Consider the following 12,483-nt stretch of genomic DNA (forward strand, 5'->3'; position numbering starts at 1 on the left):
TTTAGTCCGCGAGCTCATTAACCGTGTATACTGACCTCATCTCATTTCTGAGGTTGTAATTGGAAGCCATTACTTCTCCATATGCCCCCGCACTTCTTAGCGTAACGAAATCGCCACGAAAGGTTTCCGGAAGCTCCACTTCCTTGCCAAAACAGTCAGTACTCTCGCAAATTGGGCCTACAATATCATATTTTATCAAGTTGGCTAGCTGAACGTGCTCTCTCCTGCTCAGATTTTCAATCTGATGATAGGCCTGGTAAAGTGCCGGACGCATCAGTTCAGTCATACCAGCATCAAGTATGACAAAATTCTTCTTTTTGCCATTCTTCACATATAGAACTCGGCTTACCAGTGATGCGCATTGACCTACCAGTGCCCTCCCCAGTTCAAAATGCACCTCCTGATTAGGCCGAACTTCCAGAAAATCACGGAATATTTTAAAATAGGCTTCAAAATCAGGAATCTGATTGTCCGGATTATGATAGTCAATACCCAGTCCACCCCCAACGTTGAGAACTTTAACAAGAAACCCACGCTCCTCAAACCATGAAGCAAACTCGTTAACGCGTACACAAAGGTTTTTGTATACGTCAAGATTGGTAATCTGTGAGCCGATGTGGAAGTGAATACCAACAAAGTCCAGCTGAGCCGATTGTCTAAGCATCTCGGCACATGCCGGTAAATCCCACGAATTGATTCCGAACTTGTTCTCATCCAGCCCTGTGGTTATATTATGATGTGTATGAGCATCTACATTCGGATTGATACGAATCGCAACCCGGGCACGCCTTCCATGTATTTCAGCAAGTCCGTTAATGACTTCCAGTTCCTGGATGGATTCAACATTGAAACAGAAGATATCGCTGTTTAGCGCGGCTACAATTTCCTTATCAGATTTACCCACACCAGCAAAAACGACCTTACGCTTATCAAAACCTACCTCCAAAGCTTTACTTACCTCGCCACCGCTTACACAATCAGCACCCAGTCCGGCGAGCTTTATCGCATCCAGAACCTTCGGGTTAAAGTTTGCCTTCATCGCGTAATGCACATGAAAATTATATACCTTAGCCGCGTCGGCGCAAGCTAGCAAAGTTTGCTGAAGCAGGTTGAGGTCATAGTAGTAAAATGGGGTTTCCAGCTCGGCGAAATCAGAAATATCTTTAGAAGAAAACATCGTGTTTAAGTTTCTTATTATCAGTTTTATTGTATTTTGCGCACTTATCTACGCAGGTAATTATATCGACTATCGCAATGGGCGGATCAGCACTTATGAGTACAATAAGCGAAAACGATTTTTTATTCTGTTATTGCTAATTGTAGCTGCAGTTTTGTTTTGGCTTAAACGGCGTTAGTCAAAAAGCCGGTTATGCAGACTTTTCAGCGCTTCCGCCTTATCCTCAGTATTAATTAGCAATGAAATATTGTAATCACTTCCGCCGTAAGATATCATTCGCAGCGGTATGTGCTTGATAGCATCCAATACACGCGCCGCATATCCGTGCTTTTCGGCACTGAAATCTCCAACTACGCAAACGATTGACTGGTCGCGGTCAACCTCTACTGTTCCGAATGCAAGCAGCTCTTCTTTAATTGCTTCCAGGTTGTCCGTCATATCAACTGTCAGTGATATGGCTACCTCAGACGTGGTAATCATATCAATCGGGGTCTTGTAACGCTCAAATATCTCAAATACCTTCCTGAGAAAACCGTAGGCCAGTAACATTCTGCTCGAATGGATCTTAATTGCAGTAATTCCGTCCTTCGCAGCTATAGATTTAATTTTACCTTTTTCGCTTTGAGTGGAAATCATCGTGCCGGGGGCACCCGGTTCCATAGTGTTAAGCAAACGCACAGGAATCTGATATTTTTGTGCAGGAAATACCGACTGCGGATGCAAAATCTTCGCGCCAAAATATGCTAATTCAGCAGCTTCATCAAATGTTAAATGGGCAATGGGTTTAGTCCCTTTTACAATACGCGGATCATTATTATGCATACCGTCAATATCGGTCCATATCTGCACTTCTTCAGCCAATATAGCCGCACCTATGAGCGAGGCCGTATAATCACTCCCGCCACGTCTTAGGTTGTCTACTTCCCCAAAACTGTTCCGACATATAAATCCTTGAGTGATAAACATTTTGTTATTTTTATGTTGATCCAGCAAAGGCTTAAGGTGAGCCGTTGCATAAGGGATATCAGGTTCATTGTCTTCATCAATTTTCATGAAATCCAGCGCAGGCAAAAGTACCGAAGCAATGCCGATAGACTTCAGATAAATGTGATACAAAGTGGTAGATAAAAGCTCGCCCTGCGCCAGAACAACCTTTTCCTCCAGCGGTGTGAAAAGATCACTCGCCAGGTTTGTCAAAAAGCTGAAATGATAGTCGATCAGCTCCTGACCTTGTTGCCGGTATTGCCCCTCAGGCAAGAGGTCGGCCACAAACTCGTTATATTTCTCCTTCAATGCTCCAATGAGATCAAAGGCTTTCTGTTTCTCCTCTGCTAAAAGTTTGGCTGAAATCTCGACTAAACTATTTGTGGTGCCGGAAACTGCTGAAAGAACTACGATCTGCTCTTCAGCCGGATTAATGATATCCAGCAATCTCCTCATTCGCTCAGGGCTTCCTACTGACGTTCCTCCAAACTTTAATACTTTCATTTTCTTTCGGAATATTTAAATTTTATCGTCTGTTTATATTATGTAAATGATGTTATACCTATATTAGGGCGTGAAATTAAATAAAATACACAACAAACCTTCAGATTATTTTATTTGTTTCCAGAACATCATATAAAAAAAGACACAATTTAATATGCAGCTAGAAACAGGAATCCAACGTACGGTAAACGAGTGGTTAAACGGTAATTATGATGATGCTACCAAGCAGGAAATCAAGGATTTATTGGATCAGCAGGCTTATACTGAGCTTACTGACTCATTTTACAGGAACCTTGAGTTTGGCACCGGTGGATTAAGGGGTATTATGGGAGCCGGTTCTAATCGTATAAACCGTTACACCATTGGGACTGCTACGCAAGGATTGAGCAACTATCTTTTAAAGAAATACCCTGCGGAAAAAATTAAAGTAGCCATAGCGCACGATAGCCGAAATAACTCAGATGTATTCGCAAAGGTAACAGCTGATGTGTTTTCTGCCAATGGCATACACGTATACTTCTTCAGCGCCCTGAGGCCAACACCTGAATTGTCTTTTGCCATTCGGGAATTAGGCTGTAAAAGTGGCGTAATGCTTACAGCGTCTCATAACCCAAAAGAATATAACGGTTATAAGGCGTATGGCGCCGACGGCGGACAATTTACTTCCCCGGACGATAAAATGGTGATGGAAAAGGTTGCATCGATAACAAGCATAGATGAGGTGAATTTTAACCGCATCGACGCGAATGTTGAGTTTATCGGCGAAGATATCGACCAGCTCTATCTGGATAAAATCAAAGCACTGTCGGTTTCGCCGGAAGCGATCTCGCGGCAGAAAGATCTTAAGATTGTTTTCTCCCCGATCCACGGGACCGGTATTACGCTTGTCCCCCAGGCATTGAAGCAATTTGGCTTTGAAAACGTGTCCCTGGTTGAAGAACAAAGTACACCAGATGGAAACTTTCCCACAGTAATATATCCCAACCCGGAAGAAAAAGAAGCGCTTACACTTGCACTGGAGAAAGCTAAAGAAATCGACGCCGACCTCGTACTGGCTACAGATCCGGACGCTGACCGCGTGGGTATCGCAGTAAAGAACAGCAATGGAGATTTTGAGCTGTTGAACGGCAACCAGACTGGAAGCCTGCTCATCAATTACCTATTGAGCGCCTGGGAAGAAAAGGGTAAACTCACCGGGGAAGAATATATTGTGAAAACGATTGTGACATCTAACCTGATTGATACCATAGCAGCTGCAAAGAAGGTTACCTGCTACAATACACTTACCGGCTTTAAATGGATCGGCAAGATGATGACCGAACTTGAAGGCAAGAAGACCTTTATAGGCGGGGGCGAGGAAAGTTATGGCTACCTTATCGGCGAGCTTGTGCGCGACAAGGATGCAGTTATTTCTTGTGCATTCATAGCTGAAATGACTGCGTTTTATAAAGATAAGGGCAGCAGTTTGTATGACGCGCTACTTGACATGTACGTGAAGTACGGCTTTTATAAAGAGGAGCTTGTGTCGATAACCAAAAAGGGTAAGTCGGGCGCTGAAGAAATAAAAGCCATGATGGAAAAATTCAGAACAAATCCGCCTGCGAAATTGGGAGGCTCAGACGTTATCACGCTTAAAGACTACGAATTGGGAATCGAAACCAACATAAAATCAGGTAGTAAGTCTCAGTTAGCTTTACCTAAGTCGGACGTGCTTCAGTTTGTGACCGAAGACGGGAGCATCATTTCGGCAAGACCATCAGGCACAGAGCCTAAAATTAAATTCTACTGCAGTGTTAACGCGCCGTTGGCCAGCGGGGATGCTTTTGCAGCAGTCAATACTGAACTTAGTTCAAAAATCAAAAATATTATTAGTGATTTAGAGGTTTAACCTCTAAATCACCTTTCAATAAGTCGAGGTTGCAGAACGATTTTAACCATACTGCGCTGCTCAATTTGTTCTTCCTTTTTATTACGGGTCAACTCCTGTAATAAAATATCAATGATCTTTTCAGCCATATCTTCTATGGGCTGATCTATAACGCTAATCGGCGGTGTATGTAAGCGAAAGACGTCATGGTCGTCATAAGATACAATATCAAGGTCGGGGCCAAGCGATCTATCCAAATCTTTTAATGCACCCAAGCCTTTTATTGCCAAATAGTTGGTCGAAAATAAAACCGAGTCAATTTCAGGTTGTTCACTGAAAAGCTCAATCAATTGAGCGGAGATAGCCAGATCACTGCTACCAAACGCGACTGCCCTGTAAATCTCGTCGTTAAATGGTATTCCAGCATCAGCCAGAGCCTGTTTATAACCCAGAAAGCGGTTATTCATCTGATCAACGTCAAGGTCAACCGTAACAAACCCGATATGCTTCTTACCCTGGTTTATTAAATGCTGAGTAGCCAGATATGCTCCGTTAAAATTATCTACACCAACAAAATTGACATCCAGGTCATGCAGGTTCCTGTCAAATATGACTACAGGGATTCCCTCACCCACCAGCTGCTTTATTTCAGCCTCCATTCCCGGCACCGGAGCGATAATATAGGCATCGACCTTACGTGCCTTAAACATGTCGATCAGTTCCTTGGCCTTGCGAACATCGTTTTCTGTACTTGAGTAACTGATTTTATAGCCAAGCTTATATGCTTTGTCTTCAATCTTCCTCGCAATGCTGGCAAAAAAGGGGTTAGAAATGTCTTCCACAATCAAGCCTATTGTCTTGGTATTTCCGGTCCGCAGGCTTCTCGCTACCTGGTTCGGAACGAATTCCATCTCTCTGATGATCGACCGGACATTGTCGATGACAGGTCTGCTGATCCGCATTTTCTCGCCCTTCCCGTTAAGAATGAAAGAAACTGTCGTGATAGAAACTTTAGCGCGGGTCGCTATGTCTTTTATTGATGTAGGTTTCATCTAATTTGTCCCTCTCCTTTTATAATCCATTTTTCAGTTACTAATTTTTCTAATGCGAACGGCCCGCGGGCGTGAAGCTTCTGCGTCGAAATCCCTATTTCCGCACCCAGGCCAAACACTTCCCCATCTGTAAATCGTGTTGATGCGTTTAAATAAACTGCTGCTGCATCTACTTCATTCAGGAAACGATCTGCCGCTTCGTTATCTTCTGTTACAATCGCTTCAGAATGCTTCGAGGAATGCATCGCAATATGTGCTAGCGCTTCAATTAATCCGGACACGACTTTCAAGGAACACTTGAAATCCAAAAACTCCCTCCCGTAATCTTCCGCGCCTGCACGTTTACGATAAGGATATCCGGCTTCATGTAGCAATTCATAACCTAAAGGGTCGGCAAAAACCTCGATTTTATATGGTAAAAAAGCTAAGGCTAAAGCCTTGATAAATTCAGCAGCTACGAATTCATCGACCAATATTGTATCCAATGCATTACAAACTGACGGACGCGAAGTCTTCGCATTCACGACAATGTCTACGGCCTTATGCATATCTGCCGTTCGCTCTATATAGGTATGGCATACTCCTGCTCCGGTTTCGATAACAGGAACCAGCGAATTTTCGCGGACGTAGTTAATCAACTGCGCAGAACCACGCGGAATAATCACATCGATATAGTGTTTGGCCTTAAGGATGTCAAGGATGTACTTTCGGTCGGCAGGCAACTGCTGCACTACATCCCTGTTCACGCCGGCTTTGCTGAGAACGTCTTGTATAAGTCTAATGATAATAGCATTTGTGAACTGTGCATCCTGCCCACCACGAAGCAAGCACGCATTTCCAGAACGCAAACATAACGCGGCAACATCAACGGTAACATTAGGCCGCGATTCATAAATAACACCAACAACACCCAGGGCTACAGTTTTCTTTTGAACCAAGAGGCCATTATCCAGTGTCTGCTCCGAAATGAGGCAACCAGTGGGATCGGGCAAGGCCGCTATTTTCAACAAACTGTCATGCAGCGCGGCAATACGACTTTCATTGAGCTTTAATCGATCGAATTTAGGATCCGCCTCACTCATCCGCGCGAGGTCCTTCAGGTTTTCTGAGATGATCTCACCGCTATTAGCGCTCAGCATTTGAGCCAATTGCCTTATAATACCCTGTCTGCCAGCATCTGTCATGCCGGCTATTGCTGGTTTTGCACGCAGTGCCCGATCCAGTTGTTCTTGTATCACTTTCATTATAATATCACAATGTCGCTGGCATTAGCGATTTCCAGGTTATGTTTCTTAAGTTCAGAAGTAAATCGTTCAGAAGACATTCTTGCCCGAGCAACGGCAACGATTTGCTCCTGTTCATCTACGATTTCAAATATTTCCCCGTCAGAGAAATGCGCTATAACTGATTTCAGGCCAACTGCCAACAAACTTTTACGCTTCCTGATAGCCTCGCAGGCACCACTATCTATCATCAGCCTACCGGTTACCAGGCTTCCGCTCGCCAGCCATTTGTTCCGGGCCGAGATCGAGGCGCTCCGTGGCTTGCAATATGTACCTGTTTGATGTTCCACAGCCTTCAATACACCATCCGGCGTACGGGCCCCAAATATTACGACACCAATACCCATCGTCGATGCAAGATGAGCAAAGGTGAGTTTCGAAGTCATACCCCCTAATCCTACGTCTGAAGTCTTTTTATTGGCAAGAGAGAATGTTTCATCATTAATAGAGTCAATCTGGCTTACAACCGCTCCCCCGCTATCCAGTACTCCAGGAACAGATGTGCCAAGAAGAATTAAAGAAGCGCCGAAACCCACACCTAGTAAGGTGGCAAGTTCATCATTATCAGAAAATCTAAGTTCCAGGTTACTGACAACATCATTTTCATTAGCAATAGGTATAATACCGCTCTTCCAAAGCTCTTCGTAAGTTTGTTTTAATTGAAGAAATTGCGCTCTTTTCGAAAAATGCTGCCGTTCGCACAAACTTTGAGCAATGGAGATGCCATAGGGCTGGAAATACTTAGCGTACATATTCAACAACAGCGGATTACCAATAGCCGCAGCTGCTTTCCGCTCCGTAATGCGTCCGCGATAGTTGGTCAGATAACGCTTACCTGCCGCAACAGCACCTGAAGACACCAGGATAATGTGGTGTTTTTCATTCAAGATAGCCACCTGTCTGGTAATATCGGCAATAACGCTTTCGTCGATCTCTCCCTGAGGCGTTGTGATAGAAGCTGAACCCAGCTTCAAAACAAGTATAGACTTGCTCATTAGTTTGTTTGTTTAAAAAATATTTAGGTTGCCTTGCGAAAATATACAAAATACACCTTTACGCCCAAACAGTTCCATAAAAAAATCCTCCTGAGTTTTCGCACAGGAGGATTTAGGTTCGGCATTTTTAGGTACTAGACCAGCGTGGCATCCAGTGAAATATCAACGCTGTAGGCCTTACTCACCGGGCAATTCTCTTTAGCACCCTTGGCAATCTCCTGAAACCTGTCTTCCTCTATACCGGGGATACTTGCTTTGAGGACAAGATTAGAACTTGTGATCACCCCGTTGTCGATAGTAACGGTGCCTGTAGTCTCCAACGACGCTGGATTGAAGCCAGCCTCAGTTAAATCCAGGCTCAGTTTCATGGTGAAGCAACCCGCATGTGCTGCTGCCATAAGCTCTTCCGGGTTGGTACCTATACCTTCTGCAAACCTGCTATTGAAAGAATACTGGGTCTGATCAAGTACTTTACTACCAGTTGTTAAATGACCAGAACCTTCTTTAATTGTGCCATTCCAAACGGCTGTTGCATTACGTTTCATAATTATATAGTTTTTGATTTGTCGCGATTTTTATTCAGTTTAATCTTTATTTTACCATCCTCGCCATCAGTTGCCAGTAAATGTAACACTATTCCTTTCATCCTCCGCGCTTTAATTTCCTTTTCATCTGTGAGATCCTCATCCTTTTTTGGATTACGGAGCGGCACGTCCACCGCGATATTGGTACCCTCATTCATAGAATAAACTCCCGAAACGTCCATATTCAACACACTTGAACTGATCTGCATAGGTTTTATCATAATCTTCTCTCCACGTATGTCGAACCGCCCCTTCAGGTCACTGAATGTAATATTATCCATATCCCGGAACGGAAAGGCAAATTTGCCCACGTTCTTTACCGGTTCAAAATCTTTCAGTACACCTTTTCTTAAAAGAAACGATACATTACCATTCATCGAGTTTCTGACCAGTTTGCCCTCGTCGTCCACAAGCCCCCCTACTTTAGCCTGCGCGTTCATGAAACCCTGGAGATTTGCTGCAGTTAATGACGTTAGCCCAAAATTATCAAACGCATAGAAAAGTCGCTTCACGTCCACATTATTCAATACTGTGCGGATGCCAAAACGGTTGACTCCCCGTTGCTGTGTCACCGCACCGTTTAAAGTTAAAGACCCGCCGGCATGGCTGAGCCTGACATTCCTGAGTTGAATGCCAGATTCTGAAACTAACAGACTGGCTTTTACATTGCTGGCCAGAAATTTATTATAGTAAAGCTTGTCGACGCTTACATTCATATCTACGTTACTACGTTCAAACGCCTCATTGAGGTTGTCTGAAAAATTTGACTGCGGTGTTCGCCTTTTAGCTTTAGGCTTTCGGGTTCCAAGAAAGCCCGCGAACTCTCCCAGATGTATCTCCGGACTTTTTACCTGCCAGTTAAGGACAATTTTTTCAGGAGCGTTGTAGTAAAGGTTCAAAAAGTTTTTGATAGAACCTTCCATAAACACCTTGCTTTTCCCGCTTTGCAGTTTTATGTTTCTGATGAATAGATCGTTATCCGTGAAATCAAGCGAGATTGCCGTGTTCTTAAAGCGCACTTTCCTCGGAACGTACGTTACATCGCCGTTTCTTATGAAAACTTTCCCTTTCAAAAAGGGCTTGTTAAGCTGAAAATCAACAATACCCGCTTTATACGCGAGTGTCACATCCGCCGTGCCTTCACCAAACTTAAGCATATTATCGCCTATCACATTGTTGAGCTTAACTATTGCGAAGCGTGACTTAAACACACCGGTAGCCACCGGATCGTCAAGGTTCACGATCGACGCGGTATCGATTGAAAAAGGAATCTCCTCATAAGTGCCCCTGAACTTATAGAGTTTGATAGCCGAGTTTTCGTCCCCCTGCGGCTGAGAGGCGAGGTTTTTATTCGTAAAAGTTCCGGTGAAATCACATCCCTTTACCACGCCACCCGGACTGCTTAAAATGTTATCTTTTACGATCGCCTTTACGTTAATAGTGGGATCACCGCCCGGGCCCATATCCCCTGCTATATTGCAATATACATCTATAGGCTTATCCAAGTTAAACATATTTAATTTAGCAGATATATTGGAGGCCAGTAAAGCCGAGGCTTCGCGCCAGCGTATATCGTCGACTTCAATATTAATTCCAAACCGCGTATCGGGCACTGATGTATCAAAACGGCCACTTATGAGAAAAGGGCGATTTCCGATCTTGAGTTCATTAGGCCAAACTTCCAGCATGCCTGTCTTAGCGGTATAACTGATTTTGAACGGCCCTTCCAGTATCTTGTCTTTAATAAAGCTTCCTTTTCTTGTGTTGAAAGCCAAGCTCCTGGCCATCGTCTTCAAACGAATATCTGCTGTCCAGTCCGACCAGTTGTAGTCGACCGCCGCATTTAGCCTGTCTACGTTAAAGTGAAACTTTTTATAACCTTTCTGATTATCAAGCACAAAGTCGACGTTACTTAGATTTAACCTGCCGATCTCAAGATCTCCCGCCCCACGATCAGACTTGTCTGTACCGCTGCCACCCCGTCTGAATATTGAACTGTTGCTGTAACCCGTACTATCCGTATACAGATAGATGGCCGCCTTATGAATACTGATCTTATTAATGTCAATGGTGCCCGTTACGAGTGCTAAAGCGTTTACCGCGATTTCGAAATCTTCCGCTTTTAGCAGAGTATGTTGATGCTTTTCCCAATACCGATCCTTAAGGAGCACATTTTTTAGTTTGATGGAAACAGAGGGAAATCCCGACAGGAAGGTTGGATCCATGCTTTCCACGGTCATCTTGCCGTTCAGATTTTCATTTAATTTCTTTGTTATGCTTACGAGAAGTTGTTCCCTATTAAAGTAAACATAGGCCGCAATGGCCATATACATAACAAGCACAACCAAGACAAGCACACCGAATATTCTGATGGCAATTTTAGACCACTTTGGCATATAGCGTTTATCATCAAACGCTTAACACCTGAATTTGTTTGGCTATCCTGCCACCGGCTTTGGCTGTAGTCCTAAAGCAGCGGATGTTTCATTACGGACTGAGTCCAGAAGTTCAGGATTGTCGCTCAGTTTTTGTCCGTACGACGGAATCATATCCTGCAGTTTACGTTGCCATTCTGGCGAGTTGACGCGTTCAGGGAAGCAACGCTCCATTAAGGTTAGCATGATAGATACCGCTGTTGACGCCCCCGGGGAAGCACCAAGCAATGCCGCGATCGATCCGTCGGCAGCTGTCACCACTTCCGTACCGAACTCCAGTATACCCCCATGTTTCTCATCTTTCTTGATCACCTGCACACGTTGCCCGGCAGTCTCAAGCTGCCAATCTTCCATCCTTGCCGTTGGTAAGTATTCCTTTAAGGCCTCTAGCCTGTCCTCTGGCGATTGCCTCACCTGGTCAATCAGGTATTTGGTCAGCTGCAGGTTATCTAAGCCAGCAGAGATCATCGGACGTATATTGTTTATCTTAATCGACAAAGGCAGATCCAATAAAGAGCCGTGCTTCAAGAAACGCGTAGAGAACCCGGCATATGGGCCAAACAGAAGCGCTTTTTTCCCGTCGATCATCCTGGTATCGAGGTGCGGTACCGACATAGGCGGCGCGCCTACAGAAGCTTTGCCGTACACCTTGGCATTGTGCTGCTCAATCACCTCCGGATTGGTGCACTTCAACCACTGCCCGCTCACCGGGAAACCGCCAAAACCATTACCCTCAGGAATCCCTGATTTCTCAAGCAATGGCAAAGATCCGCCTCCGGCGCCTATGAACACAAATTTAGCTTTTAATGTACGTTTATTGCCGCTCGTCTCATCCTTAACTTTAACGTGCCACAGTCCATCCTTTTGTTTCAACTTGCGAACCTCATGAGCGAAATACATGTTTACATTCTCCTGCTTTTGCAGGTGTCCAAACATCATTCTTGTTAGAGATCCAAAATTGACGTCAGTCCCAAGATCCATACAAGTTGCCGCAACTTTCTGGCTACTGTCCCTTTCTTCCATTACAATAGGCATCCATTCAGCCAATTGTTTCGGATCTTCAGAATAAACCATTCCCTCAAAAAGCCTGCATTCCTGAAGCTTATTATAACGTTCACGCAAAAATTCAACATTCCTCTCCCCCCACACAAAGCTGATATGCGGAATGGGTTTTATAAAATCTGCCGGCGATCCCACAAATCCGCGCTTCACCAGGAAGGTCCAGAATTGCTTTGATACCTCGTAAGACTCGGCAATAGAAACAGCCTTCTTTGTTTCAACGGTACCATCCGCACGTTGCGGTGTATAATTCAATTCGCAAAACGCAGAGTGCCCTGTACCGGCGTTGTTCCAGGCATCTGAACTCTCTGCAGCTGCTACATCTAACCTTTCAAAAATCTCAATAGTCAGATCAGGCTGCAATTCTTTCAACAATACACCCAAAGTAGCGCTCATGATCCCAGCGCCAATCAATATCACATCAACCGTTTGCTCCTGATTACTAGTCTTACCTGTCATTTCCGAAATTTTGTGCAAAAGTACGATTCTTCAGCAAATTAAACGCACTTCAAAGCCTTTTGATTTAGATTATATGGCGTTAAA

The 12,483-nt window shown here is 44.3% G+C and carries 9 protein-coding genes; 1 reads left to right on the forward strand and 8 read right to left on the reverse strand.

Features of this window, described 5'->3' with window-relative positions:
- Position 1 precedes the first annotated feature (1 nt).
- On the reverse strand, positions 2 to 1,177 hold the full coding sequence (lysA, locus tag J3P40_RS12565; RefSeq protein WP_256006160.1) for a diaminopimelate decarboxylase: 1,176 nt from the start codon (positions 1,175 to 1,177) through the stop codon (positions 2 to 4).
- Between the two features lie 174 nt (positions 1,178 to 1,351).
- A complete protein-coding gene (locus J3P40_RS12570) occupies positions 1,352 to 2,665 on the reverse strand; it encodes an aspartate kinase (protein ID WP_256006164.1) in 1,314 nt (437 codons plus the stop codon).
- Positions 2,666 to 2,819: 154 nt separating this feature from the next.
- Between J3P40_RS12570 and J3P40_RS12575 the strand changes: the two genes are divergently transcribed.
- Positions 2,820 to 4,553, forward strand: a complete 1,734-nt coding sequence (locus J3P40_RS12575) for a phospho-sugar mutase (protein WP_256006168.1) — start codon at positions 2,820 to 2,822, stop codon at positions 4,551 to 4,553.
- 8 nt (positions 4,554 to 4,561) lie between these two features.
- On the opposite strand, the gene J3P40_RS12580 is transcribed toward J3P40_RS12575, so the two are convergent.
- The 6 genes from J3P40_RS12580 to J3P40_RS12605 all read right to left on the reverse strand — a co-directional run bounded on the left by J3P40_RS12580 (position 4,562) and on the right by J3P40_RS12605 (position 12,417).
- On the reverse strand, positions 4,562 to 5,584 hold the full coding sequence (locus tag J3P40_RS12580; protein WP_256006171.1) for a LacI family DNA-binding transcriptional regulator: 1,023 nt from the start codon (positions 5,582 to 5,584) through the stop codon (positions 4,562 to 4,564).
- Positions 5,581 to 6,828: a glutamate-5-semialdehyde dehydrogenase gene (locus tag J3P40_RS12585; protein ID WP_256006173.1), complete on the reverse strand. Its 1,248-nt coding sequence runs from the start codon at positions 6,826 to 6,828 to the stop codon at positions 5,581 to 5,583. Before J3P40_RS12585 ends, J3P40_RS12580 begins: the two co-directional genes overlap by 4 nt.
- Positions 6,828 to 7,862 carry a glutamate 5-kinase gene (proB, locus tag J3P40_RS12590; protein WP_256006176.1) on the reverse strand — a complete coding sequence of 345 codons (1,035 nt, stop codon included), beginning with the start codon at positions 7,860 to 7,862 and terminating at the stop codon, positions 6,828 to 6,830. The genes J3P40_RS12585 and proB overlap by 1 nt, the downstream gene beginning before the upstream one ends.
- A gap of 134 nt (positions 7,863 to 7,996) precedes the next feature.
- Entirely contained in the window at positions 7,997 to 8,407 is a 411-nt protein-coding gene (locus J3P40_RS12595; RefSeq protein WP_256006179.1) for an OsmC family protein, read from the reverse strand.
- Between the two features lie 2 nt (positions 8,408 to 8,409).
- Entirely contained in the window at positions 8,410 to 10,842 is a 2,433-nt protein-coding gene (locus tag J3P40_RS12600; RefSeq protein ID WP_256006181.1) for an AsmA family protein, read from the reverse strand.
- A 42-nt stretch (positions 10,843 to 10,884) separates the two neighbouring features.
- Positions 10,885 to 12,417 carry a malate:quinone oxidoreductase gene (locus tag J3P40_RS12605; RefSeq protein WP_256006183.1) on the reverse strand — a complete coding sequence of 511 codons (1,533 nt, stop codon included), beginning with the start codon at positions 12,415 to 12,417 and terminating at the stop codon, positions 10,885 to 10,887.
- Positions 12,418 to 12,483 lie beyond the last annotated feature (66 nt).

The organism is Pedobacter deserti (assembly GCF_024436415.1).
Taxonomy (GTDB): domain Bacteria; phylum Bacteroidota; class Bacteroidia; order Sphingobacteriales; family Sphingobacteriaceae; genus Pedobacter; species Pedobacter faecalis.

What these genes read in the sequence shown, in the direction of transcription:
- lysA (WP_256006160.1), bottom strand. Translation starts at nt 1,177, where the DNA reads ATGTTTTCTTCTAAAGATATTTCTGATTTCGCCGAGCTGGAAACCCCA.
- J3P40_RS12570 (WP_256006164.1), bottom strand. Translation starts at nt 2,665, where the DNA reads ATGAAAGTATTAAAGTTTGGAGGAACGTCAGTAGGAAGCCCTGAGCGA.
- J3P40_RS12575 (WP_256006168.1), top strand. Translation starts at nt 2,820, where the DNA reads ATGCAGCTAGAAACAGGAATCCAACGTACGGTAAACGAGTGGTTAAAC.
- J3P40_RS12580 (WP_256006171.1), bottom strand. Translation starts at nt 5,584, where the DNA reads ATGAAACCTACATCAATAAAAGACATAGCGACCCGCGCTAAAGTTTCT.
- J3P40_RS12585 (WP_256006173.1), bottom strand. Translation starts at nt 6,828, where the DNA reads ATGAAAGTGATACAAGAACAACTGGATCGGGCACTGCGTGCAAAACCA.
- proB (WP_256006176.1), bottom strand. Translation starts at nt 7,862, where the DNA reads ATGAGCAAGTCTATACTTGTTTTGAAGCTGGGTTCAGCTTCTATCACA.
- J3P40_RS12595 (WP_256006179.1), bottom strand. Translation starts at nt 8,407, where the DNA reads ATGAAACGTAATGCAACAGCCGTTTGGAATGGCACAATTAAAGAAGGT.
- J3P40_RS12600 (WP_256006181.1), bottom strand. Translation starts at nt 10,842, where the DNA reads ATGCCAAAGTGGTCTAAAATTGCCATCAGAATATTCGGTGTGCTTGTC.